A 24019-nucleotide genomic window follows, 5' to 3' on the forward strand; every position below is an offset into this window, starting at 1 on the left:
AACATAAAACGAGAGAAGACAAGAACTGTCCTCTCTCGGTGTTAAATTGGTCAACCCACTACAGTTGACAAAGAGCCTCTTTTGTTTACTGGGGTGTCTAAGGCTGTGAAACGGTGCCTCGGAGACAATCAGCTTAGCTTTGACCTAATAGGGCTGAATAAGCCATAATCTGCTCAACAGTCTCGTCTAGGAAGGCGATGGTGTCGCGCAATGGTTTATCTGTAGAAATATCAGCACCAATAATCAGGGCGGAGTCGAGTGGTGTTTGGCTACCCCCTGATTTGAGCAAGTCCAACCATTGCTTGGCACCATTTGGGTTGTTTTTGATATTGAGGTAGCCAGCGGTTGAAATGACAAGTCCAGCTGAATAAGTATAGCTGTACAAGCCCATGTAGTAGTGGCTTTGACGCATCCAAGTGAGCGCTGCGTCATCGTCAATGTCAATAGCATCTCCCCAGAACTGGCTTAGGACCTCTTTCATAATGGCATTCAGCTGTTCTGCCCCGAACGTCTTGCCCTCTTCAATCAAGGTGTAAACTCGACGTTGGAAAGCTGCCTCAAGAAGATGGGTGATAAAGTTATGGAAGTAAGTGTCAGTTAGGCGGTGAGCAAGGGCAAAGCGTTTTTGACGAGGGTCATCTAATTGATTTTCCAAATAATCGCTGAGCAACAGCTCGTTAAGCGTCGATGGGGCTTCGACAAAGTAAGTTGACATATGAGAGTTAAAGTAACTTTGGTGGTTATCTGAGAAGATAAACTGACCAGCGTGACCGATTTCGTGAATCAGGGTGTAGACATCACTCATCCGACCAGTCCAACTCATCAGGATATAAGGATGGACACGGTAAGGGTCGTTGGCGTAACCTCCAGATTCCTTACCGGTATTGGCAGCGAAGTCAACCCAGCGTTCTTCTTGATAACGAGTGATTTCGCGGGTGTATTCTTCTGTCAAAGGAGCGCAGGCTTTCATCACTAAATTGTAGGTGTCGTCAATAGATACCTCAGGGTTGAGGGCGCTATCAAGGTCGAGTTTCCAATCCGCAAAGGTCATCTTCTCTAAACCATTAACCTTAGCGACATGTTTGAGGTATTTTTGCGCTACCGGTCCAAAGTCATTCATAATCAGGTCAATCTGGCGGTCAAACAGTTGACGTTCAACTTCCTGACCAGCTAGCAGGTAGTCAAAGACACTGTCATAGCCACGCATATCTGCCACGAGTTTTTCGGATTTTACTTGAGCAAGATAGGCAGCAGCAGCAGCATGTTGGTGCTTGCGAAGACCCTCTGAGAAGGAGCGGAAGGCTTTTTCACGCACCTCAGCATTGCCATGGTTCTGATAAAAGTTTTCATAAAGCACAAAACTGTTCTCATAGGTTTTACCATCAACCTCGAAACTTGCCATAGCATAGTCGCCTGCCCGCATCTTCGTATAGATGTCGTGAGGGGCAGCAAAAACCTCGCGCAGATTGGCTAGTGCCTTTTCCACTTCAGGGGTTAGAGCATGTTTTTTCTGGAGTTTTGCTTGGCGAATGGCTGAGCTGAACTGAGGGTTTTTCTCTAGCTCGTCTAGGACTGACAGCTCAGCGGACATAAGGGCTGTATCAAAGAAGGATAAGGCAACCCGTGCCTTGGTCATGAACTCGCTCCCTGCCGCTGCAAGCTGAGCGAACTCTTCTGCCCCATAATCCGTTGTCTGAGGCATGAAGGCATAAGCGCTGATATGGCTGATGGCGATATAAATCTGCTCCAGTTCCATCAGAGCAGCGGTGAACTCGTCAACCGTTTGCAAGTGTTGATGGTTGCGGCTAAAGAGGTTGATGTCCTCTAAGGTCTTTTCCATCGCGTTTAGAAAATCTTCGCGGTCTTTGTAGAGAGCGGTTAAGTCCCAGAGTTCATTTTCTGGAAATTCTGAACGGGCATGTTGTTTCATTTGTGTTGTCTCCTTTATCGTTAGTCATTGACTATTATAGCAAAAAATCCATCATTTCCCCAGTTCTACTCTTTTTCCTAAAAATATGGTAAAATGAAAAGACTTAGTGGCAAGCTCTGCCATGTCCAAAACCAAGAAAGTGAGGCGACGGATGACCATCAAGAAACTCGAAAGTAATAACAATAAGGCTGCTGTTCAGGAGGAAGTCGCCATTTTGCAGCAACTGCTGGAGGATGTGACACGCCGAATGATTGGTGATGAGCAGTTTGAGGTGATTGAACGCCTGACAGACTTGTCTCGCCGGCAAGCCTACCAAGGTTTGGAGGCCGAGGTGGCTAGTTTGGACACCCAGCAGATGGAAATTGTGTCCCGTTATTTTTCGATTTTGCCCTTACTGATCAATATTTCAGAGGATGTCGACTTAGCTTATGAGGTCAATTACCAAAATAATACCAATCAGGATTATCTGGGGAAACTGTCGCTGACTTTGGACGCTGTTGCCTCAGACCACGATGCCAAACGGATTTTAGAGCAGGTCAATGTTGTTCCAGTTTTAACAGCACATCCAACTCAGGTACAGCGTCGTACCATGCTGGGGTTGACCAATCAGATTCATCTGTTATTACGAAAATATCGCGATGTCAAAGCAGGTTTGGTCAACCAAGACAAGTGGCTAGCTGATCTTCGTCGCCATATCGAGCTGATCATGCAGTCAGACATTATCCGAGAGAAAAAGCTCAAGGTTAAAAACGAAATCAGCAATGTAACGGAGTACTACAACCAATCATTGATTCAAGCCATCACTAGTCTGGTGGGGCAGTACAAGGCACTGGCAGCTGATAGAGGCATTGAACTGGATAACCCTAAGCCGATCACGATGGGGATGTGGCTCGGCGGGGATCGTGATGGCAATCCGTTTGTGACAGCTGATACGCTTCGCTTGTCTGCCACAACACAAGCCGAGGTAATTTTAAACTATTATTTGGATAAAATCGCCAGCCTTTACAAAATTTTCTCACTGTCAACGAACTACGTGGGGGCTTCCGCCGTCTTGCAGGCCATGGCAGAGCTGTCGACAGACTCATCAGAGTTCCGTGAAAAAGAACTTTACCGTCGTGCCTTGACCTATATTGAGAAAAAGTTGGTCAATACTCTTGCTTACTTGTTAGACCAGGGAGAGGCGTCGCCGCGTTATGAGACGTCTGATGCCTTTCAGCGAGACTTAGTGATTTTGAAAGAATCGCTGCAGGCTCACGGGGGAGTAACCCTTGTAGACGGTGACTTTTCAGAACTTTTGCAGGCTGTGGAGATTTTTGGCTTTTATCTCGCCTCCATCGATATGCGTCAAGACTCATCAATCAATGAAGCATGCGTAGCAGAGCTGCTCCGCTCGGCCAATATCGAGTCAGACTATACCGCTCTGTCTGAGGAGGATAAATGTCGGGTCTTGCTTTATCAGTTGGAACACGATCCGCGTCTTTTGTCTGCGACCAATCAAGAAAAGTCTGACCTACTCATTTCGGAACTAGCCATCTACCAAACAGCTCGCGAGCTCAAAGATAAGATGGGTGAGGACATTATTAAACAACACATCATTTCGCACTCAGAAAGCGTCTCGGATTTGCTAGAACTTGCTGTGCTGTTAAAAGAAGTTGGTTTGGTCGATAAGGCTTTTGCCCGTATTCAGATTGTACCGCTTTTTGAAACCATCGAGGATTTGGACAATGCTGGCGACATCATGCGACGTTACCTGTCCCTAGATGTGGCTAAGACTTGGATTGCAGGAAACAAGGGCTATCAAGAAATCATGTTGGGCTACTCTGATTCCAACAAGGATGGTGGCTATCTTGCCTCAGGTTGGACGCTCTACAAGGCGCAAAATGAACTGACTCAAATTGGAGATGCTCACGGGGTTGCTATCACCTTCTTCCACGGTCGCGGTGGAACTGTTGGTCGTGGCGGTGGACCATCCTATGATGCCATCACCTCACAACCCTTTGGGTCGATAAAAGATCGTATTCGGGTCACTGAGCAAGGTGAAGTGATTGGCAATAAGTACGGCAATAAAGACACTGCCTACTACAACCTGGAAATGTTACTGTCTGCGACCTTGAATCGTATGGTGACGCAGATGATTACGGATGAAACACAGATTGACAATTACCGTGATACGATGGACGAGATTGTGACAGACAGTTACGATAGCTATCGTGATTTGGTGTTTGGACATGAGCATTTTTACGAGTATTTCTTTGCGGCTAGTCCGATTCGTGAGGTTTCAAGCCTCAATATCGGGTCTCGTCCTGCGGCGCGTAAGACCATCACTGATATTTCTGGCTTGCGTGCTATTCCTTGGGTCTTTTCTTGGTCACAGAACCGAGTCATGTTGCCAGGTTGGTATGGGGTTGGTTCTAGCTTTAAACGCTTTATTGACAAAGACCCTAGCCATCTGTCTAAACTGCAAGACATGTATCAAAAATGGCCCTTCTTTAACTCACTGTTGTCAAATGTTGACATGGTTTTATCCAAATCCAACATGAACATCGCCTTCCAGTATGCTCAGATGTGTGAGTCTCCTGAGGTGCGTGAGGTCTTCAATCTGATTTTGGACGAGTGGCAGTTGACCAAGGACATGATTTTAGCGATTGAGCAGCATGAGGAATTGTTGGAAGATTTGCCCTTCCTCAAGGCGAGTTTAGACTACCGCCTCCCTTACTTCAATGTCCTCAATTATGTCCAAATCGAGTTGATTAAACGTCTCCGACGAGGGGGGCTGGATGAGACAGCGCTCAAGCAGATCCATACGACCATCAATGGCATTGCGACAGGGCTTAGAAACTCAGGCTAAATAATTTTCTCTTAGCAAGTCCTATTTTTCTCTCGTGATGGTTTAGCGAATCGCTTTCAGTATAATTTCTTCTTTTTCTGCTAAAAAGGCTTACTATTTGGCATAATTTTTGCTATACTAGGTATTGTGAAAAAAATGATAAAGAAAACGAGGGCTGTAATATGGCAGAACATCAGGATACACTGATTTATAACATTGACAAAAGCATTAAGAAAAAGGCTGATTTGATTGAGACCAATTTCTGGGGCTACGCCGTTCGTGCGATTATGGCAAGTGTTTACTTGGCAATTGGTCTGGCCATTTCAGCTTATACAGCGGACAAGCTCAATCATATCGTTGACGGTCTCGGGAAATTTAGCTATGCCTTGATGTTTGGCTGGTGTTTGGTTATGATTCTCTATATGAATGCAGAGCTAGGGACATCCAACATGATGTACATGACCTCAGCTGTCCATCGTAAGGTGATTCCATTCAAAACGGCCCTCAAAATTCTAGCTACCTGTATCTTCTTTAACTTTGTTGGTGCGGTTGTTATCACTTTTCTCTTATCTCTGACCACACCATTTCAAGCGGGGCATGTGGAAGCCGATAGTTATTTAATCGAGGCGGCAGTGGCCAAGTTGGCAGAAACTCCCCTGACCCAGTTTGTAGAAGGTATTTTCGCCAATATGGTTGTTAATATTGCTGTTTTCGTTTCTATGCGAATGAAGGATGATGCAGGACGTGTGATTGCTCTGATTTTCATTATCTTTATCTTTGCCTTCTTAGGCTACGAGCACGTGATCGCTAACTTCTCTCTCTTTTCCTTGTCGTTCTTCTCTTTTGGAAGTGGTATTGAGGGGATGACTGTTCTTAGCGTCTTATCTAACTTCCTCTTTGCAGCTCTGGGCAACTATGTCGGTGGAGGGATTTTAATCGGTCTCCTGTATAGCTGGTTGAGTAATAAATCAAAACTTTATGTAGACTAAAAAAATTCAGCGATTTGTTCGCTGAATTTTTATCTTGTTTCCTTTAGTGCCTGAAATCGTTGTTAGCGCGATGCTTCATCGGCATAGTCGACAGGATAGGGGTAGGTTTTTGCCAGTTTAGTAAACTGCGCTAAGGCCTGCTCCGCCTTTTTATCATCGCCAGTAACTAAGGAATGGTAGGCACAGGCAAAGACGGTGACCATCGGCTGGGATTTGCTCAGAGCGCCAATCAGCTTCCACTCCTCTTTGTCAAAAGACACACGGGTCTCCTGTTGACAGAGCAGCTCCAGATAGCTCAGCGTGATTTTCCCTAGAACCTGATAAATCTGAGAGAGGGGCTGTTGGGCAATAGCCAAGCTGTTCAGATAATCTCGTGCCTCCTCAAACTGATTCAGAGCCATCAGACGATTGACCCAGTTCAGGCTGGCGCTAAAAATGATGGGATTTGTGATGTCTTCTTTTTCTGGGATGAGAAAGAGATCTTTTGGCATGTCCTGATAGGGCACGCCTTGTGCCATCTTGGCATGAACGGCCAGTTGAGCATAAAAGTAGAGCGAGACTTTCGGGTGCTTGGCAATCGAGTAGATGTTATAGCCATCGTTGGGAAACGTCTTGCCCAGTGGGATCAAGTTTGTCAGGGCACCGATTAACCCAAAGAAAGCTAGCGTGTCCCAAAGTAGAGCAAATTGAGGAAGGAAATAAGTCAGACCATAGCAGAGTGGCAAGGTGATGAGGTTGGCCAAGCCTCCACCGAGATTATAGAGGACATAGGGGATTTTGCCCTCAACAGGTTGAGGTGGTGTCATCAAAGCCTGCCCAGCAGTTCCAGCGAGACTATGGCGAAAGAGTTTTAGTTTGCCATCAATACGCTGCCAGTGGAGATTGAGCAGGCGATAACTGAGGAAGCGATAACCTGTCAGCCAACCAAAAAAGACATGCCCAGCCTCATGAATGGCAATTTGTAAGATACCAGCCAGTAAAAAGCAGATGATTGTTAGCGGCAATAGTAGCCATCCTTGACTGGCAGGGACATCAATGGTCTGACGGCTTGTCGGTAAAAAACCTGAAATCAGCCAGCCACCGACAAATCCTAAGCCCATAAAGCTAATAAAAGCGAGTATTGATTTTAATAGTTTCATTTTTTCCTTAATTGATGAGACAATCAGATGACTAAATCGATGTTGTCGCCACCTCTGCTAAGACGAGTTGAACAGCCTCCTCTAAACTTAGGTTTTGTGGGAGCAGGGTTTCAGGTATCTGGGGGAGGTAGTCCTTGTCGACCCACCAGCGGCGAAGGGCTTCTTCACCAAATTCAGCTGCTTTGGCTCGGGTCTGGTGCCTGCGGAGAGTCTCCTCAAAAGGTAAATCGTAGTAATAAGCGTGGAGTTGGTCAGAAAACTGCTCAGCTATCTTATCAAAGACTGGTGCATACCAGTCGGAGCGAAATATCCCCTCGATGATAATGGTGTCACAAAGTGTTTTGCCTGTGTCCAGCAAGCTCATGAGGAGTGGGATAGTCGGCGTGTTTGTGCCGTCCTTGGCATTTAGCATGGTGCGGCGAAGGAGATCTTGAGAGAGGAGCAGGGTATTTTCGCCCAGTTGCTGTTGGAGGGCGGTTGCTAGCGTGGTTTTTCCACTACCAGCGTTGCCTCGAATGAGGATAAGAGGGGTCATTAGATTATCCTTTCTTGTCAGATAATCGAGTGGCAGGCTGAGCAATGTTAATCAATCATCTCACTCTTGAGATAGGCATCAACCAGTCGTTCGGTAGCTTGGATAGAATCGGTGTGGGTACGCTCGTAAGCATGGCTGGACTCGATACCAGCTCCTAGAAGCCCGTGACGGACCTCAGCCCCTGCGGACATGGCTGCCGAAGCATCCGAACCGTAGTAGGGGTAGATATCCAGCTTATAGGGAATTTGTTCCTTTTCAGCAAGGGCAACCAAATGCTGGCGCAGCCCGTAATGATAAGGTCCTGACGCGTCTTTGACACAGATAGAGACCGTGTATTCGTCCGTCTGCTGGTCATCTCCCATGGCGCCCATATCAACAGCGATGTACTCGATGGTCTTCGCAGGAATGCTTGAGTTGGCCCCGTGCCCCACCTCCTCAAAAGAGGAGAAGTAAACATGCGTCGTATAAGGCAATTCAACTTGTTCAGCCTTGTAGGTCTTGAGCAAATTGAGAAGAATGGCTGCGGAAACCTTGTCATCCAGATGGCGGGACTTGATAAAGCCGGTCTCTGTCACCACCGTTCGTGGATCGAAAGAAATAAAATCACCCACCTCAATACCAAGAGCCCGTGTCTCCTCAGCCGTTCTCGCCTTCTCGTCCAGTCGAATTTCCATGTTGTCCTGCTGACGTTCCAGCTTACCAGCGTCACGATAGACATGGACACTGGTCTGGTGGAGCAGGATTGTACCTGATATTTGACGACCAGTTTTCGCCACATGAATGGTACAGTTTTCACCCTCGATAGCGTTGTAGGTAAAGCCACCGACTAGGGCTATTTTCAGGCGACCGTCAGGTTTGATGGCCCGTACCATAGCGCCTAACGTGTCGAGGTGAGCCGTCAAGAGGCGGTGCTTGTCATTATTTGCCCCCTTGATGGTGACGAGCAGCCCGTCCTTTGGTGTTCGAGTTGCTGCATAGCCCATCCCCTCGACCTCGGTTTGCACCCAGTCCATGATGTGGCGCGTAAACCCTGTCGGCGATGGGATAGCGGTCAGTTGTGTGATGTAGTCGATAGTTGTCATAGGTATCCTTTCTTTTTGGGAAAATAGCAGAGCAGATGGACGATAAGTCCAGTTTCTTGAAACGAGTGATTAGTGACTAGAGGGACTTCTACCGAGCCTGTGAGACCAGAGATAGGGCTCTTACCCTTAGGAGTTCGTCCGAAGACCCCAGTGACAGAGCAGCCCTAGACCAGCCCGTACCAGACCGTATAGAAGCACCTGTCCCAAGGTCATGACTAAGCCAGAGGTTAAGGAAAACCAGATAAATTCTAAAGCCATAATGGGTAAAATGATTAGCCCTAATTTTTTCCAGTTTGTATAGGTGCTATGTCTGAAAGCAGCTGTTACCAAGAAAATTGTACTGAACAAGAAACGCAGTAAATAACTCTCGTCTCCTCTGGCGACCATCAAGAGGGCGATGAGACAGAGTGATAGAGACGTTCCCAGAAAAACCTCACGAGCGATTATTAAGGCAATTCGTTTAGTCATTATTTTTTCTTCCTTTCTGCAAGTAAACATGACAGAGTCCACCAGTTACTAGATAAGCTAGACTAAGCCCGATAAGCTGAACACGCGAGACCATCAGCCCCTGTGGAAAAAAGGCAAGCCATAGCCAAGCAACTAAAATTGGCACCCCAAGTCCAAGCCAAAACTTACCCCAGCCCTTATAAGGGAGATGCCTGAGGATAGCTATCATCCAAATTCCACCGCCCAGTGGTCGATTGAAGTGAAAACTAGGCTCACCATGCACAAGTATAATTCCCAGAGCAACCAGAGACAGCAAACAATATCCCAGCAAGAGCTCACGCAGAAATTTCAGTAAAATCGGCTTTGTCATGCCCCTAACCTCCTACTAAAATAGTATAACATAAAAACGGCAAGAAAGAATCTTCTTGTCGTTTTTACGAGTTCTTAGTCCTGCTTAGGCCGGCGGGCTAGTAGGCCAAGGCTTCCCAAAATCTGTACCCCTAACAAGCTTAGCAAGGCGGTGTTGCTATCGCCTGTTTTTGGTAATTGCTGAGCAGAGGTGCTTGTTTGGGTTGCCTGTGCTTGAGGTGCATTAAAGGCCTTGGTAACAATCGCACGAATCTCTTGTCGCTCGATGTCATCCAGTTGCCGCTTGTTGTCAGGAATAGATGGATTATTAGCCTCTTGTTCCTGATTTGGTTTTGGCTGTGGTTTTGGTTCGATATAAACCAGACGGAATTCACCAAAGCCGTCATTCTTATCGGCTGGATTGAGATAAGTAATGTCCTTGGCATTAGTCACTAGGTTTTTAGCACTATCGGCAGAGAGGAAGCGAACATCCAGCCCTTTGATGCTGTCGGTAAAGCCCCAGTTATTATCAGCCGATGGGTTGATTGTCTTTTCAGAAATGATGTAGTTGATAATGGCTTGGCGATTCTCTAAATTGAGCAGTTTATTGAGGGTTGCCTTGACCACGCCAGGGAAGTTGCCGTTAGCACGGTAGTTGTTGGTCACCACGATAAATTCTTGCTGCTCATCTAGCGGTTGTCCTTGATAAGAGACATCACGGAGACGACTAGCATCTGCATTAATCAGCTTACCGTTGCGGTCGTATTTGGCTGGTTGTGTGATGTCATAGCGATAGGTCAATCCATCAATTACATCAAAGTTATAAGTGCGATAGCCTGCGTTGACAAGGTATTGAGGGTCTTTGCTGCTTGGGTCAATCTGGTTGAACTGCCCAGCTGACATCTCTAGCCATTCTTTAATATCAGCGCCTGTCAATTTTAAGATAGCAGTCACGTTGTCATAGAGGTAGAGATCAGCCACGTTTTTGATAGCGATAGGACCAGCAGGGATATCAGTGTAATTGGTCACATCACTAAAATTCCGACCTCCAGCTTTGAATGGGGCTGCGGCAGATAAAATTGGGAGATTAGCTTCTAGTGTTCCTGCCAGCTCTTGTTTAGCATACCAAATTTGGGCGTTATTAACGATTTGGATAGATGGGTCATCTTTGACCAAGGCGAAATAGCTTGTAATCGGTGCTGTTGTTGTGCCAACTTGTTGGCGAACATAGCCGACTGTTCCCTCGTGTGCTTCCTTGGCAATAGCTAAGATTTGTGCGTTAACATTTTCCGATTTGGTGTCGATTTTCCGAATAGCGCCTTTGGCAGTATTTGTTTGCCATTTGCCATTAGTGTAGGTGAGGTTGAGGTCGATGACACCGAGGTGGTCACCATATTTACCTGCCATGGTAACTGGAGTGCCGTTAATTAAACCGTTAACGTCATCGACACCAGGATAACGGCTGTAGAACCCCTTGCCTCCTGCTGGGAACTCTGCGTGAGAATGCCCTGTCACAACGGCATCAACCCCAGAAATGCCTGCGATTTGATAGCCAACATTTTCTTCTCCCTTGTCATAGACATCATCACCGATACCTGAATGGGAGAGTACCAGTACAATATCAGCGCCTGCTTGCCTGATTTTTGGAACAAGTTCTTCCAGAGCTTCAACAGCGTCACGAACGATGACCTTGCCCTCCAAGTGAGATTTGTCCCAGTTGAGGATTTGAGGCGGTGTGATGCCTGTGATACCAATGTTTAAGCTAACAGGATTTCCTTGTTTGTCTGTGAACGTTTTGGTGAGAATCTTGTGCGTGTCATAGAGTGGCTGGTGGGTTTGTGCGTCTAGGACATTAGCGTTTACCAGAGGCATACCAGCAGTCGCTACAACCTTGTCCAAATAATCTAAACCATAGTTGAACTCGTGGTTCCCAAGTGTTCCGGCGTCAAAACCAAGAGCAGTTAGCGCCTTGTACATTGGGTGTTGCTCGCCAGCTTCGATAGGGTCAACGGTAGACTTATAAGTCCCCAGCGGTGTTCCTTGGATGGTGTCACCGTTATCAACAAGAACAACGTTGCTATTCTCTGCTTTGGCTTCCTCAATAAGCACAGCGGTTTTAGCTAATCCAAGGTTTTGAGATGGCTTATCTTGGTAGTAGTCATAGTTGACTAAGTTGGTGTGGAGGTCAGTCGTAGACAGGATGCGAACATCAACAGTTTGCCCTTCAACTGGTGCGATAAACTCCTTACCGTTCGTTGCGGCAGCAGCTGTTTCTGCATTTTGAGGAGCGGTGCTGGTTGATGAAGCTGCTGCTTGATCATCCGTCTGTGTTGATGGTTGATTTAGCGTTGCATTAACCGTATTGTTCTGTTCAGGGTTTGTTGGCTGATTTTCCCCAGCCTTGACAAGGCTTGTGCTGGCAGTAGCTAAAAGAGTAGCTAAAAGCACAGCAGTTTTTGTGCGGTAGTATTTAGACATTTTCAATCTCCTTTTCAAAAACGGTAAGATTATTATACACGAATAAGATAAAATTGGCAATATGTTTAATTGATAACGGTTGAAAACAGAATATTGACGGATTTTAAAGCCTTGTTAGAAGTTTTAGGGTTAGCATTAAAAATCGGTCAAGTCTTTGCACTTTTTTTGAGAAACAGGTAAAATAGAAGGAAAAACAAGTTTGAAAGAGGAGTAATTGTGCTAAACCACCACAAAGAAGTTTATTTGTTGAAGCAGGTTAACACTTATCTCAATTTTTGGGAAGTCGGCAAGGTCTTGTTGGCACTGCATATCAGCAATGAGGCACATGTCAAACAGACACGAGATGATGGGGTGACGGCTTATTTTAGTCACTCCTGGCAGTGGCTTGTTTTTTAGCGGATAAAGAACATGATGCGGTGACGGTAGTGGCAGCCCTGCTTCATGATGTGGTTGAAGACACGGACTATACGTTGGCACAAATTCGTCAGAACTTTGGTGATGAGGTGGCCTTTATCGTTGATGGAGTGACGAAGTTCAGTTGCTGTAAGACCTGCACCATCGACAAGATTAAACAGGCAACAGATGTCGACAAACGGGTGCTAATTGTTAAACTGGCTGACCGTATCCACAACCTACAAACCCTATCAGGCATGAAAAACCTGAGCAAGCAGAGAAACTTGAGGAGACAAGAACGGTCTATCTCCCTCTGGCAAGGGCTTATCAGCTGGATGATTTGGCAGCAGTTATCGGACAGCTGATTTACGAACAAGAACAACGTTTAGAAAGAGAGAGGGTGCGTGATGGCAAACAAGGATAACAAAGGACAAAGTGTCCTTAATCAAATTAAGACCTATATGGGACCAGAGGAGATTGCTTTGGTCGAAAAAGCCTATCGGTACGGGGAAAAAGCTCATGACGGGCAGTTCCGCCAATCTGGAGAGCCTTACTATAACCACCCTATCGAAGTGGCTGGCATTTTAGCGGACCTCAAGTTGGATGCCGTCACCGTTGCCTGCGGTTTCCTCCACGATGTGGTCGAGGACACTGACATTACCCTTGAGGATATGGCAGAGCAGTTCGGTCAGGAGGTTGCTAGCATCGTTGATGGCGTCACCAAGCTAGGTAAGGTTGAGTACAAATCTCACGAGGAGCAACTGGCAGAAAACCACCGTAAGATGTTGATTGCCATGTCAAAAGACTTGCGAGTGATTTTGGTCAAGTTGGCAGACCGTTTGCATAATATGAAGACCCTTAAACACTTGAGACCAGATAAGCAGGAGCGGATTTCCCGAGAAACCATGGAAATTTACGCTCCGCTTGCTCATCGTTTGGGGATTAGTCGCATCAAGTGGGAGTTGGAAGATTTGGCTTTTCGCTACCTTAACGAGCCAGAATTTTACAAAATCAAGCACCTGATGAACGAGAAACGCAAGGAGCGTGAAGAGCAGGTCGAGCAAATCGTCCAAAAAATCCAAGACTACACCAGCGAACAAGGGCTTCAAGGCAAAATCTATGGGCGCCCAAAACACATCTACTCCATCTACCGCAAGATGCATGACAAGAAAAAGCGGTTTGATCAGATTTTTGACCTGATTGCCATCCGGTGTTTGATGGAGACGACCAGCGATGTCTACGCCATGCTAGGCTATATTCATGAACTCTGGCGGCCTATGCCGGGTCGGTTTAAGGATTATGTGGCTGCGCCCAAGGCCAATGGTTACCAGTCCATCCATACAACAGTTTATGGGCCGACGGGTCCTATTGAAGTGCAAATCCGAACCAAGGAAATGCACCGCGTGGCGGAGTACGGGGTTGCTGCCCACTGGGCCTATAAAAAAGGGATGACCAACAAGGTCGACACCAAAGAAACCGCTATCGGCATCAACTGGATTAAGCAATTATCCGAATTTCAAAGTCAGGCCAGTGATGCCAAGGAATTTGTTGATTTTGTCAAAGAAGACATCTTCTCGGAGCGCATCTATGTCTACACACCAAATGGGGCGGTGCGTGAACTGCCTAAGGACTCTGGTCCCATTGACTTTGCCTACGATATTCACACAGAAGTTGGAGAAAAAGCCATCGGGGCTAAGGTCAATGGGAAAATGGTGCCCTTGACCCATAAATTAAAAACAGGTGACGTGGTCGAGATTGTCACCAATAAGAGTTCCTTTGGTCCTAGTCGCGACTGGCTAAAGATGGTCAAAACCAACAAGGCCAGAAACAAGATTAGGCAGTTTTTCAAAAACCAAGATAAGGAACAATCCATCAACAAAGGGCGCGAGATGCTGGTGACCACCTTGCAGGACAACGGCTATGTGCCCAATAAATACCTGGATAAAAAGCATATTGATGAGATTTTGCCACGGCTCAACTATCGTAACGAGGAGACCCTCTATGCTGCTGTTGGTTTTGGAGAAATTTCAGCTGTCGCTGTTTTTAATAAATTGACCGAAAAAGAGCGCCGTGAGGAAGAAAAAGCCAGAGCCAGAGCTGAAGCTGAGGAGCTGGTCAAGGGCGGCGAAGTCAAGCATGAAACCAAACGTGACGTCCTAAAGGTCAAGAGCGAGAACGGTGTCATCATCCAAGGCGCATCAGGTCTCCTTATGCGGATCGCCAAGTGCTGTAATCCCGTGCCAGGTGATATTATTGAGGGTTATATCACCAAAGGGCGTGGCGTTGCCATCCATCGCTCCGACTGCAACAACATCAAGGGACAGGAGGGGTATGAAGAGCGCCTGATTGAGGTGGAATGGGACGACACCAATACCAGCAAGGACTATGTGGCTGACATTGACATCTACGGCTTCAATCGCCCAGGCATTCTCAACGATATCCTGCAAATTCTCAACAATGCCACCAAGACCCTGATGGCGGTCAACGCCCAGCCGACCAAGGACATGAAGTTCGTCAACGTTCATATCAAGTTTGGCATTCCAAACCTCGCCACCCTAACTACTGTGGCAGATAAAATCAAGATGGTGCCAGACGTCTACTCCGTCAAACGCACCAACGGTTAAGGAGGGGACATGAAAATTGTTATTCAACGCGTGGCAACTGCTTCGGTGGCGATTGAGGGACATAGCAGAGCAGCTATCGGGCAAGGTCTGCTCCTGTTGGTTGGGATTGCTCCAGATGATACCACCGCAGACATCGCCTACGCTGTGCGAAAAATCGCCAACATGCGACTTTTTGCTGACGAGGCAGGCAAAATGAATCGGTCCGTCCAAGACATCAAGGGCGAGGTTCTTTCTGTCTCACAGTTTACCCTCTTTGCACAGACCAAAAAAGGCAATCGCCCAGCTTTCACAGGAGCAGCACAGCCAGAGCTAGCTAGCCAACTCTATGACCAGTTCAACGCCGAACTTGCCCAACATGTTCCTGTCAAAATAGGCCTTTTCGGAGCGGATATGCAGGTCAGCCTCGTCAACGATGGACCAGTGACCATCGTCTTGGATACTAAGGAAAACTGACGAGTAGTCAAGTGTCTCAATCTGTTCCGTCTAATTCAATAAGCCTTGGCTTGGTTCATCGTCGTCAACATCGTTAAACACTTTAGACAGCTTGGTCAAAAACGATCTCTTTGAGGTCGTTTTTGCTGGTGCTTTTAGAAAAATCTGCTATAATGGTAAAAAACGAAATGGAGAGTTATCATGTCCGCAACCAAGATGTCTGCACAAGAAATCATTCAATTTATCGCTCAAGCCAAGAAAGTCACTCCAGTCAAGGTCACCTTTGAAGGGACGCTAGCGGGAGAAGTCCCAGCCAGTGTGACCAAGCTAGGCAATGTCCTCTTTGGTGATTGGCAGGAGATTGAGCCCTTGCTCTCTGGTCTGGTTGCCAACCGTGACTATGTCGTGGAAAATGACTCCCGTAACTCAGCAGTGCCTTTGCTGGATAAAAAGGCCATTAATGCCCGTATCGAGCCAGGTGCGATCATCCGTGACCAAGTGACCATCGGAGACAATGCTGTCATCATGATGGGGGCGGTTATCAACATTGGAGCTGAGATTGGTGAAGGGACCATGATTGATATGGGCGCAATCTTAGGAGGGCGTGCGACTGTTGGAAAAAATAGCCACATCGGTGCGGGCGCTGTCCTTGCAGGCGTGATTGAGCCTGCCTCTGCCCAGCCTGTTCGTGTCGGAGACAATGTCCTTGTCGGTGCCAATGCTGTGGTGATTGAAGGGGTACAGATTGGCAGTGGTTCTGTCGTTGCGGCAGGAGCCATCGTCACCCAAGATGTCCCAGAAAATGTCGTGGTAGCAGGTGTTCCAGCTCGCATCATCAAGGAAATTGATGAAAAAACCCAACAAAAAACAGCTTTAGAAGAAGCCTTGCGTACACTATAAGACAGAGACCGCTTGTCGGTCTCTTTGACTAGAGGAATAAAAAATGACACTTGATTTAGTAACCATTCGCCGTGACCTCCATCAGATACCTGAGCTGGGCTTGGAGGAGAAGATGACACAGAGCTATCTGCTGGAGCAGATACGCCAGCTCAACAAGCCGTACATCGACCAAAAATTGTGGCAGACAGGGGTTTTGGTCTTTGTGCGGGGCTATGCGCCTAAGAAAACCATCGGCTGGCGGACAGATATGGACGGGCTACCGATCGTTGAGGAGACGGGACTAGACTTTGCCAGTCAGCACGAGGGGCGGATGCACGCCTGTGGACACGATGTCCACATGACCATTGCCTTGGGACTTTTGGAAAAAATAGCAGAGCAGCAACCCAAGAACAACATGCTCTTCCTCTTTCAGCCAGCTGAGGAGAATTTGGCGGGTGCCAAGCTCATGTATGATGATGGAGCGTTTGGTGAGTGGTTGCCAGATGAGTTTTACGCCCTTCATGTCAGACCAGACATGAAGGTTGGTGACATTGCGACTAACGCTGGCACTCTCTTTGCAGGTACTTGTGAGGTGAAAATTACCTTTAGAGGCAAGGGGGGACACGCTGCCTTTCCTCACGAGACCAAGGATGCCTTGGTGGCGGCTAGTTACTTTGTCACCCAAGTCCAGACAGTCGTCAGCCGTAACGTTGACCCGATTAAGGGAGGCGTGGTGACTTTTGGGCACATGACAGCTGGCACGACCAACAATGTCATCGCCGATACGGCTTTTCTGCATGGCACCATCCGTAGCTTGACCCAAGAGAATAGCCTGCCCATGCAGGAGCGGGTGCGGCAGTTAGCACAGGGTGTCGCCCAGTCTTTTGACATGACGGTGGACATCGAGCTCAACCAAGGCGGTTATCTGCCTGTGGAAAATCACCCAGACTTGACCAAAAACCTGATGGCGTTTTTTGAGAAGGCAGAAGGGGTCAATTTGATTGACTGCCCGCCAGCCATGACGGGTGAAGACTTTGGCTACCTACTCCATAAAGTTCCTGGGGTCATGTTCTGGTTGGGCGTGGACACCCCGTATCCTCTTCACCATCCCAAAATGAGCCCAGATGAGCGAGCTATTGCTTTTGCGGTAGAGCAAGTCGGACATTTTTTGAACAGCTGCCTCAACTAGTTGACGACGTCACTAGATAAAGAAAACACTTGTCATCTATTTTGATGTGGCAAGTGTTTTTTGTCAGCCGTTTTTAGAGAAATTGCTTATTTGGCATAGAACCTGTGATTTTGTTGACATAAAAAAATCAGCCGAATGGCTGCTTTTAAAAAGGGGTGTGTTAAGTTGTTGAAAACTTAACTTTAGGAGATTTATGAAAAAGAGAGTAATAGGGGTTAGCTATCACTCATCACTTTGGGAAATTGGTAGTTTTAGGAAAGATTTTATTATAGATCCGAAACCTTAAAAAAACCTTAAACCGGCTTAAGGTAGCAAAGATTATCCAAAAATTGGAAAATCTGCTATGATAGAGACATGACAAAAAAGAAACGGCGACAGGAGATTTTGGCGTGGCTTAGAGCTTGGTCGCCTAAGGCAAAAGCCCTTGTTGACCAAGGTCTGTTGGAGAGCTTGCTTAAGCACGATGCCTATTGTCAGGCTCAGACAGTGGCAACCTATCTATCCCTCCCCCATGAATGGCAGACGGCTCCCTTCATTGATCGTGCGCTGTCAGACGGTAAACAGGTGGTTGTCCCGAAACTTGTCGGTGACGTAGAGATGGTCTTTGTTCCCTACTGTTCAGATGAGCTGACAGAAGGTGCTTTGGGGATTTTATCACCGATGTCTCATGATGTGGTTGATAAGTCTGAGATTGACCTCATTCATGTGCCTGGGCTACTTTTTAATCGTCAAGGCTATCGTATCGGCTATGGTGGCGGTTTTTATGACCGCTACTTGGCAGACTATGAGGGCATGACCTTGGCGACGGTTTATGAAAAGCAGCTCTGCCATTTTACACCTGAGCCCCACGATATAGCAGTAAAGGAGTTGATTTATAGTGAGACAAATCCGTGAATTTTATAGAGACTACCCGATAACAGCTGGACTGTTAGTGATGATGGTGGCGGTTTATCTAGTGATGAACCTTGTCTTTCCCTTTTACGCGACCAGCAACACCGCTATTTTGACCTTTGGTGGGTTATTTGGCGCCTTGATTCGCGTAGACAGTAGCCAGTGGTGGCGGATAATATCCAGTAACTTTGTTCATATTGGCTTGCAGCACCTGTTGATGAACGGTTTTAGCCTCTACATCGTCGGTAAAATAGCAGAGCAGGTCTGGTCGAAACGAGATTATATCCTATTGTTTTTGGTGTCAGGCGTTTTTGGTGGTTTATTGACCATCGCTTTAGCTCCTCAAGTCCTATCAGCAGGCGCCTCATCGTCTATCTTTGGTATCTTTGCAGGGGTGGCTATTATGGGATATTTTGGGAATAATCTCTTGCTTAAACAGATGGGACGGAGCTTTCAAACCCTGATTGTTGTGAACTTGTTGTTTAACCTCTTTATGCCAAGTATTAACATCTGGGGACATTTAGGGGGTGCGATTGGTGGTGCCCTGTGTGCCGTTATCTTGCCAAACCGTGTCGACCCGTATGCTTTTTCTAAAAAACAAAAGCAGCAGGCTTTGCTAGCTCTTCTTGGTCTCAGTGCCCTGCTGTTAGCCCTATTTTACCTGAGATAGATAAGGGATGTTAACCCATCGGTCGTTCCTTACTTCTAAACGGTATGGCTTAGGAGGCAACAGCAATGTTTAAGGCTTGTTCAGCCGTAAGGATAATTTGGCAGGTGAAGGGGACCCTAAGCAACCAGTAGTGTTTTATCGGTCTTAGAGTTCTCAATGAACAACAAGGACAAGTCTAGTGCTGTCAGAACCAGTCAAGGATTGCTCATAGTTACCACGTCTTATTGCTTGATGAGGATAAAAGGACGAGACGGAGACAAAAGTAAATGGTGCCCCAACAGTTGGATACAACACCTAACTGTTGGGGTGCTATTTTTATGATTTTGAATGACAAAGGCAGCATTCGATTTTCCTCCTTAAGGTGCTGATGTCGTCTGATCAGGGCTGTAAAAGCTGATGACCCCAGCGTATTAGAGCGCTCAACCTCTACGTCTTACTTAGTTAATAATTACCAAGAGGGAGAAATTAGAACCTCTGTCCCAGGCTTAGCCCGCTCCTATATAGTCGATAGGAGAGGGCGAGTTCTGACGAATTACCGGATGTGCTCTGCGCTTTTTGGTACAAAAAAGCTCCATCTTCTGCTGTTACTGTTTTCTGACAGAAGATAGAGCTTTGTGATAGCCAGGCAGATGATGACTGATTTTATCTCAATTTGATGTCTGCATGGTCATTGATAATGGTTAGCTTGTTTTTGTTACCTGCTCGGCTACGAGTGGCTTTTTGGTCATTGTCCGTGATGTCTTTCAGACTAGGGTCCAAGGTCAGCTGACCGTACTCGCTGGTTGTGAGGTCTAGGTCAATGTTGTTTTTGCTGGTTTCAGATAAGCTGATGTCAACGAGATACTCTGATGTGGTCATCGTCACATCACCCAGAACAGTTAGGTTTTCAGCAGAAATCGAAGCTGCCGAAAATGTCATCTTGCTGTTGTCCAGGGTCGTGTTTTTAAGTTGCATCGGGGCATATTCTCCCTTGATGGTACTATTTTTGATGATGCTATCTTGAGCAGAAAAGTCGCTGTTATAGGTGATGGTAGCACCATCTAGGGTCGTTTTGTTAAAATGCAAGGAATAATAATTATCACTGGTGATGTTTTTGAGGTGGCTATCATAGAATGTCCCGTTGTTGATATGCCCTTTGTCAACAGTCAGTTGCTGGGCATCCAAATGAGAATAAGGGACATCAAGAGATTTAATGTGCGCATCTCTGATAAAGAGGCTACCGTGGGTTGCGATGCGTAACTCATCAAGTGTTATGCCTTTAGGCAAGGCGAGGGAGATTTTACCATTTTCACGATTGATGCTGTTCGTGATTTTACTGATGACGTTGAGCCCACCTTGGAGAATAATCTTCTCCTCCTGTTCGCCGTGGTCAGAGAGGCTGAGTTTACCATTGGCATCAGAGAGATTCGCCTTGGTATTTTCCTCATCTTCCCAGTAATGGTAGGTCAGGTGAATCTTATCGTCATCAGAAGGGTAGACGTCAATGTATTTGTTCGTAGCAGTGATATCGATGCTCTTTAAGTCTGTGTAAGTTTTGGTGACTGTCACAGGTTGGTTGAGCTGGCGTAATTGGTCAAAACCACCTGTCAGCAAGCTACTGAATACCATAACCAGTCCGATAATCAGACTAGCAAAGCCGAAGATAAAGAGACTTTTAAGGGTAATCTTTTTCATGCGCGTTGTCCTTTCTTGATAATCCATTTGACCAAGGTTTTAAGACCATGAGCAGTCCACTTGCCAAAGACATAAACCAAAAGTGCCAAGAGCAAGGCGCTGCCCAGCATGGCTAGACCGCCACCAAAACCGAAGGCGAAAAGTTGCCCCTGCCCAAGATAGGCCAGGGCATCCCAGAGGAAGATCCCTGCACCGATGAAAAGGGCTAGGCAAAATGATGCACCAGCCACCATCAGGCTAAAAAAGAGAACGACAAGGGCAGCTAATAGGGCTAAAATGATCAAAATAACAGGAATTCCAACAGGAACGGCAAAGATAGCTAGGATAATCAGCCAAATCATCTGCCGCTTGGTGCGTGGTGGGTAGCGGTCTTCCATGACCTTTTTATCCAAGATGTTGTTAATCAAGTCCCTGGCGGCCTCTTTGGGTGTACCCAGTTCTGCCATCACCAAGGCTTCATTTTCCTCGCCTGCTTCTGCAAAGTACTCGGTAAAGTAAGCCATGGCCTCCTCGTAATCTGCCTGGGGTAGCTTGCGTAAGTGGCTGTCGAGCTGCTTGAGGTATTCAGTTCTTGTCATGTGTCAATCTCCCTTCGATGATGTCGTCTATCTTGCTTGTGTAGAGCTGCCACTCTGCTTTCAGATAGACAAGTTGTTCCCTTCCGTTTGGGGTTATGGAGTAGTATTTCCTCGTCCGTCCCTGATGTTCCTGAGAGTAGGTCGTCAGGTATCGCTCTTGAACCAAGCGTTTCAAAATCGGGTAGAGAGTCGACTCCTTGATGTTGGCAATCAGCTTGATTGTCTGACTGATGTCGTAACCATAAGAATCATGGTCTGACACAATCGCCAGAATCAAGAATTCGATGACTGTGGCTGATGTTGGAAAATACATCCTGTCACCTCCTTGTATAAAATTTTTATATATAAATTGATTATATATAAAAATAATACACATGTCAAGACAAACCTCAAAAATAATTTGCCATCTTCTAAAATGAGTGTGACGCAGCTGAAAAGCTCTGCTATTTCTCCGTAAACGAACAAGTTTGTAAGGTCTTTTCGAGAGTTTTTTCAGGCTAATTGGTGAAAAAATACCTTAAATGAGGTATAATGACAGTTATGAATGTTTTACTTTACTTGGAAGCCGAACACTACCTCAGAAAGTCAGGTATTGGTCGTGCCATCAAGCACCAAGAGCGCGCGCTGGATTTGGCTGGTGTGCCTTATACCAAAAATCCGGAAGATTCTTATGATTTGGTGCACATCAATACCTATGGTTACAAGAGCTGGTTGTTGATGGCTCGTGCCCAAGGGGCTGGAAAGAAGGTCATCATGCATGGGCACTCGACAGAGGAGGATTTTCGGGATTCTTTTATCGGTTCAAACCTGGTCAGTCCTCTATTCAAGTGGTATCTCTGCCAGTTTTATCAGAAAGCTGATGCCATTATCACGCCGACAACCTATTCCAAGTCTTTGATTGAGCGTTATGGGATTACTCGTCCGATTTATGCCGTGTCCAATGGGATTGACCTTGCTCGCTACCAAGCAGATCCTGCTAAGGAAGCAGCTTTTCGTCAGTATTTTGGTTTGACAGATGACCAGCCTGTGGTGATGTGTGCAGGTCTTTACTTCAAACGTAAGGGGATTGAGGACTTTGTCAAAGTGGCAGAGCGATTGCCACATGTTCGTTTTATCTGGTTCGGAGAGACCAACAAGTGGGTAATCCCTTGGTCAGTCAGACGGATTGTCGAAAAACATCACCCAGAAAATGTGACGTTCGCAGGTTACATCAAAGGAGATATCTTTGAAGGCGCGATGACCGGGAGTGATGCGTTTTTCTTCCCAAGTAAGGAGGAGACGGAAGGGATTGTTGTCTTGGAGGCTTTAGCTAGTCGCCAGCATACTGTTTTGAGAGACATCCCTGTTTACAAGGGGTGGGCTGATCACCAAGCGGTTCATTTAGCATCAGATGTGGACGGCTTTGTGGATGCGTTGACAGCTATTCTATCAGGAAAAACAGACAAAAGAGAGGCAGGTTATGCTGTCGCTCAGTCCCGCGCCATCAATCGTATCGGTGAAGCGTTAAAAGCAGTTTATCAAGAGGTCTTAGATTTTACAGATTGACCTCTATAAAGGAGAGGTTATGCGTATCGGTTTGTTTACAGACACTTATTTTCCTCAGGTTTCTGGTGTTGCGACCAGTATTCGGACCCTAAAAGAAGAGTTGGAAGAACTAGGGCATGAGGTTTATATCTTTACGACAACAGATAAGGCAGTCGGTCGCTACGAGGATCCGACGATTATTCGTCTGCCCAGTGTACCTTTTGTGTCCTTCATGGATCGTCGTGTGGTCTATCGCGGGTTGATGACATCTTATCGCATTGCCAAGGCCTACCAACTAGACATTATTCATACCCAGACGGAGTTTGGGATGGGTAACCTTGGGAAATTGATTGGCAAAGCCCTGCGGATTCCTGTCGTTCATACTTACCATACCCAGTATGAGGACTACGTTGACTATATTGCCAAGGGCAAGATTATTCGCCCCGGGATGGTCAAATATATCGTTAGAGGCTATCTCAATAATTTGGACGGTATCATTTGTCCAAGTCGTATCGTCACCAATCTTTTAGAGGGCTATGAGGTTAAGCCTGTGAAGCGGACGATTCCTACAGGCATTCAACTGGATCAGTTTGTTCGCGACGACATTTCACAAGAAGATGTTGACCGCTTGCGACAGGATTTAGGGTTTCAGCCGAACGACACCATGCTTTTAAGCCTGTCTCGTATTTCTTCTGAAAAAAATATTCAGGCTATCCTAGCTAGTTTGCCAGAGGTGTTAAGCGAGTACCCGCATGTTAAGCTGGTTGTGGTTGGAGATGGGCCTTACCTGACAACCCTCAAGCAACTGACGACCCAACTAGGTTTAGAGGCATCGGTGATTTTTACTGGCATGATTGACCATAATCAGGTTGCTTTGTATTATAAGGCTTGTGACTTTTTTATCTCAGCTTCGACTAGTGAGACACAGGGGCTAACTTATACGGAAGCCTTGGCTTCTGGTAAACCAGTCATCGCTCACGGCAATCCTTATCTTGATGACCTCATCACAGACAAGATGTTTGGCACACTCTACTACGATGCGAGGGATTTGCCTGCTGCGATTATTGATGCACTTGTCAGCACGCCAGAGATGACACAGAAGCATTTAACTCAAAAACTAAACGCTATCTCAGCTCAGCAATTCGGCAAAGCTGTCTATAGCTTCTACCTTGATGCGATTATCGCTAAAGCAGCCTGTCGCCAGTACAAGTATTCTCTGACAATGGAAGGCAGTCCAGCAGACCGCTCCCTTCAGCTTGTCAAGCAAACGGCAGTCTTGCCGGTGACGCTTGTCAAAAAGACAGCAACGACTTCTGCCAAGGTCTTCAAGGCACCGATTAAAGTGATTACAAGTATCAAGGATTTCTTGGAATAGCCCAGTTTGCTTGTG

Annotated in this window: 22 protein-coding genes; 12 read left to right on the forward strand and 10 right to left on the reverse strand. The window is 46.5% G+C overall.

The window, feature by feature from the left end:
• Positions 1-133: 133 nt before the first annotated feature.
• On the reverse strand, positions 134-1930 hold the full coding sequence (gene pepF, locus ACERC8_RS03300) for an oligoendopeptidase F (protein ID WP_373658481.1): 1797 nt from the start codon (positions 1928-1930) through the stop codon (positions 134-136).
• Between the two features lie 151 nt (positions 1931-2081).
• On the opposite strand from pepF, the gene ppc reads away from it, so the two are divergent.
• Positions 2082-4778: a phosphoenolpyruvate carboxylase gene (gene ppc / locus ACERC8_RS03305; protein ID WP_373658542.1), complete on the forward strand. Its 2697-nt coding sequence runs from the start codon at positions 2082-2084 to the stop codon at positions 4776-4778.
• Positions 4779-4939: 161 nt separating this feature from the next.
• The gene (locus ACERC8_RS03310) at positions 4940-5746 is read left to right on the forward strand and encodes a formate/nitrite transporter family protein (RefSeq protein WP_373658482.1); all 807 of its coding nucleotides are present in this window, start codon (positions 4940-4942) and stop codon (positions 5744-5746) included.
• A gap of 62 nt (positions 5747-5808) precedes the next feature.
• On the opposite strand, the gene ACERC8_RS03315 is transcribed toward ACERC8_RS03310, so the two are convergent.
• From ACERC8_RS03315 to ACERC8_RS03340, 6 genes are all read right to left on the reverse strand, one after another.
• Positions 5809-6885: a hypothetical protein gene (locus tag ACERC8_RS03315; RefSeq protein ID WP_373658483.1), complete on the reverse strand. Its 1077-nt coding sequence runs from the start codon at positions 6883-6885 to the stop codon at positions 5809-5811.
• 31 nt (positions 6886-6916) lie between these two features.
• A complete protein-coding gene (locus tag ACERC8_RS03320; RefSeq protein WP_373658484.1) occupies positions 6917-7420 on the reverse strand; it encodes a kinase in 504 nt (167 codons plus the stop codon).
• Between the two features lie 47 nt (positions 7421-7467).
• On the reverse strand, positions 7468-8502 hold the full coding sequence (locus ACERC8_RS03325; protein WP_373658485.1) for a M42 family metallopeptidase: 1035 nt from the start codon (positions 8500-8502) through the stop codon (positions 7468-7470).
• Positions 8503-8628: 126 nt separating this feature from the next.
• The gene (locus tag ACERC8_RS03330; protein WP_373658486.1) at positions 8629-8970 is read right to left on the reverse strand and encodes a hypothetical protein; all 342 of its coding nucleotides are present in this window, start codon (positions 8968-8970) and stop codon (positions 8629-8631) included.
• The gene (locus tag ACERC8_RS03335; protein ID WP_373658487.1) at positions 8963-9319 is read right to left on the reverse strand and encodes a hypothetical protein; all 357 of its coding nucleotides are present in this window, start codon (positions 9317-9319) and stop codon (positions 8963-8965) included. The genes ACERC8_RS03330 and ACERC8_RS03335 overlap by 8 nt, the downstream gene beginning before the upstream one ends.
• A 74-nt stretch (positions 9320-9393) precedes the next feature.
• Positions 9394-11775, reverse strand: a complete 2382-nt coding sequence (locus tag ACERC8_RS03340; RefSeq protein ID WP_373658488.1) for a bifunctional 2',3'-cyclic-nucleotide 2'-phosphodiesterase/3'-nucleotidase — start codon at positions 11773-11775, stop codon at positions 9394-9396.
• Between the two features lie 216 nt (positions 11776-11991).
• On the opposite strand from ACERC8_RS03340, the gene ACERC8_RS03345 reads away from it, so the two are divergent.
• From ACERC8_RS03345 to ACERC8_RS03380, 8 genes are all read left to right on the forward strand, one after another.
• Positions 11992-12171, forward strand: a complete 180-nt coding sequence (locus tag ACERC8_RS03345; RefSeq protein WP_373658490.1) for a hypothetical protein — start codon at positions 11992-11994, stop codon at positions 12169-12171.
• Positions 12156-12533, forward strand: a complete 378-nt coding sequence (locus ACERC8_RS03350) for an HD domain-containing protein (protein WP_373658492.1) — start codon at positions 12156-12158, stop codon at positions 12531-12533. Before ACERC8_RS03345 ends, ACERC8_RS03350 begins: the two co-directional genes overlap by 16 nt.
• Positions 12534-12575: 42 nt before the next feature.
• Positions 12576-14792, forward strand: a complete 2217-nt coding sequence (locus ACERC8_RS03355; RefSeq protein ID WP_373658493.1) for a bifunctional (p)ppGpp synthetase/guanosine-3',5'-bis(diphosphate) 3'-pyrophosphohydrolase — start codon at positions 12576-12578, stop codon at positions 14790-14792.
• 9 nt (positions 14793-14801) lie between these two features.
• A complete protein-coding gene (dtd, locus tag ACERC8_RS03360; protein WP_373658495.1) occupies positions 14802-15245 on the forward strand; it encodes a D-aminoacyl-tRNA deacylase in 444 nt (147 codons plus the stop codon).
• Between the two features lie 180 nt (positions 15246-15425).
• Entirely contained in the window at positions 15426-16124 is a 699-nt protein-coding gene (gene dapD, locus ACERC8_RS03365) for a 2,3,4,5-tetrahydropyridine-2,6-dicarboxylate N-acetyltransferase (protein WP_373658496.1), read from the forward strand.
• Between the two features lie 43 nt (positions 16125-16167).
• The gene (locus ACERC8_RS03370; protein WP_373658497.1) at positions 16168-17292 is read left to right on the forward strand and encodes an N-acetyldiaminopimelate deacetylase; all 1125 of its coding nucleotides are present in this window, start codon (positions 16168-16170) and stop codon (positions 17290-17292) included.
• A gap of 354 nt (positions 17293-17646) precedes the next feature.
• Positions 17647-18186, forward strand: coding sequence for a 5-formyltetrahydrofolate cyclo-ligase (locus tag ACERC8_RS03375; protein ID WP_373658498.1), 540 nt, complete (start codon positions 17647-17649; stop codon positions 18184-18186).
• The gene (locus ACERC8_RS03380) at positions 18170-18853 is read left to right on the forward strand and encodes a rhomboid family intramembrane serine protease (protein WP_373658499.1); all 684 of its coding nucleotides are present in this window, start codon (positions 18170-18172) and stop codon (positions 18851-18853) included. The genes ACERC8_RS03375 and ACERC8_RS03380 overlap by 17 nt, the downstream gene beginning before the upstream one ends.
• A 642-nt stretch (positions 18854-19495) precedes the next feature.
• Here ACERC8_RS03380 and ACERC8_RS03385 read toward each other — a convergent pair.
• Genes ACERC8_RS03385 through ACERC8_RS03395 form a run of 3 tightly spaced genes read right to left on the reverse strand, consistent with a single transcriptional unit; the run spans position 19496 to position 21418 of the window.
• The gene (locus tag ACERC8_RS03385; RefSeq protein WP_373658500.1) at positions 19496-20527 is read right to left on the reverse strand and encodes a DUF4097 family beta strand repeat-containing protein; all 1032 of its coding nucleotides are present in this window, start codon (positions 20525-20527) and stop codon (positions 19496-19498) included.
• Positions 20524-21105 (reverse strand): DUF1700 domain-containing protein, encoded by a 582-nt coding sequence (locus ACERC8_RS03390; protein WP_373658501.1) that lies wholly within the window; start codon positions 21103-21105, stop codon positions 20524-20526. Before ACERC8_RS03390 ends, ACERC8_RS03385 begins: the two co-directional genes overlap by 4 nt.
• Complete coding sequence (locus tag ACERC8_RS03395) at positions 21092-21418, reverse strand: PadR family transcriptional regulator (RefSeq protein ID WP_018368077.1); 327 nt, start codon at positions 21416-21418, stop codon at positions 21092-21094. The genes ACERC8_RS03390 and ACERC8_RS03395 overlap by 14 nt, the downstream gene beginning before the upstream one ends.
• A gap of 227 nt (positions 21419-21645) precedes the next feature.
• Between ACERC8_RS03395 and ACERC8_RS03400 the strand changes: the two genes are divergently transcribed.
• A complete protein-coding gene (locus ACERC8_RS03400; RefSeq protein WP_373658543.1) occupies positions 21646-22650 on the forward strand; it encodes a glycosyltransferase in 1005 nt (334 codons plus the stop codon).
• A gap of 19 nt (positions 22651-22669) precedes the next feature.
• Entirely contained in the window at positions 22670-24004 is a 1335-nt protein-coding gene (locus ACERC8_RS03405) for a glycosyltransferase family 4 protein (protein ID WP_373658502.1), read from the forward strand.
• Positions 24005-24019 lie beyond the last annotated feature (15 nt).

The organism is Streptococcus sp. E29BA, assembly GCF_041807805.1.
Taxonomy (GTDB): Bacteria; Bacillota; Bacilli; order Lactobacillales; family Streptococcaceae; genus Streptococcus; species Streptococcus entericus.

Bases quoted from the DNA above. Each gene is read 5' to 3' on its own strand.
- dtd (WP_373658495.1), top strand. From the start codon at position 14,802: ATGAAAATTGTTATTCAACGCGTGGCAACTGCTTCGGTGGCGATTGAG.
- ACERC8_RS03370 (WP_373658497.1), top strand. From the start codon at position 16,168: ATGACACTTGATTTAGTAACCATTCGCCGTGACCTCCATCAGATACCT.
- ACERC8_RS03355 (WP_373658493.1), top strand. From the start codon at position 12,576: ATGGCAAACAAGGATAACAAAGGACAAAGTGTCCTTAATCAAATTAAG.
- ACERC8_RS03390 (WP_373658501.1), bottom strand. From the start codon at position 21,105: ATGACAAGAACTGAATACCTCAAGCAGCTCGACAGCCACTTACGCAAG.
- ppc (WP_373658542.1), top strand. From the start codon at position 2,082: ATGACCATCAAGAAACTCGAAAGTAATAACAATAAGGCTGCTGTTCAG.
- ACERC8_RS03385 (WP_373658500.1), bottom strand. From the start codon at position 20,527: ATGAAAAAGATTACCCTTAAAAGTCTCTTTATCTTCGGCTTTGCTAGT.
- ACERC8_RS03330 (WP_373658486.1), bottom strand. From the start codon at position 8,970: ATGACTAAACGAATTGCCTTAATAATCGCTCGTGAGGTTTTTCTGGGA.
- ACERC8_RS03395 (WP_018368077.1), bottom strand. From the start codon at position 21,418: ATGTATTTTCCAACATCAGCCACAGTCATCGAATTCTTGATTCTGGCG.
- ACERC8_RS03375 (WP_373658498.1), top strand. From the start codon at position 17,647: ATGACAAAAAAGAAACGGCGACAGGAGATTTTGGCGTGGCTTAGAGCT.
- ACERC8_RS03340 (WP_373658488.1), bottom strand. From the start codon at position 11,775: ATGTCTAAATACTACCGCACAAAAACTGCTGTGCTTTTAGCTACTCTT.
- ACERC8_RS03310 (WP_373658482.1), top strand. From the start codon at position 4,940: ATGGCAGAACATCAGGATACACTGATTTATAACATTGACAAAAGCATT.
- ACERC8_RS03315 (WP_373658483.1), bottom strand. From the start codon at position 6,885: ATGAAACTATTAAAATCAATACTCGCTTTTATTAGCTTTATGGGCTTA.
- ACERC8_RS03325 (WP_373658485.1), bottom strand. From the start codon at position 8,502: ATGACAACTATCGACTACATCACACAACTGACCGCTATCCCATCGCCG.
- dapD (WP_373658496.1), top strand. From the start codon at position 15,426: ATGTCCGCAACCAAGATGTCTGCACAAGAAATCATTCAATTTATCGCT.
- ACERC8_RS03335 (WP_373658487.1), bottom strand. From the start codon at position 9,319: ATGACAAAGCCGATTTTACTGAAATTTCTGCGTGAGCTCTTGCTGGGA.
- ACERC8_RS03400 (WP_373658543.1), top strand. From the start codon at position 21,646: ATGAATGTTTTACTTTACTTGGAAGCCGAACACTACCTCAGAAAGTCA.
- pepF (WP_373658481.1), bottom strand. From the start codon at position 1,930: ATGAAACAACATGCCCGTTCAGAATTTCCAGAAAATGAACTCTGGGAC.
- ACERC8_RS03320 (WP_373658484.1), bottom strand. From the start codon at position 7,420: ATGACCCCTCTTATCCTCATTCGAGGCAACGCTGGTAGTGGAAAAACC.
- ACERC8_RS03405 (WP_373658502.1), top strand. From the start codon at position 22,670: ATGCGTATCGGTTTGTTTACAGACACTTATTTTCCTCAGGTTTCTGGT.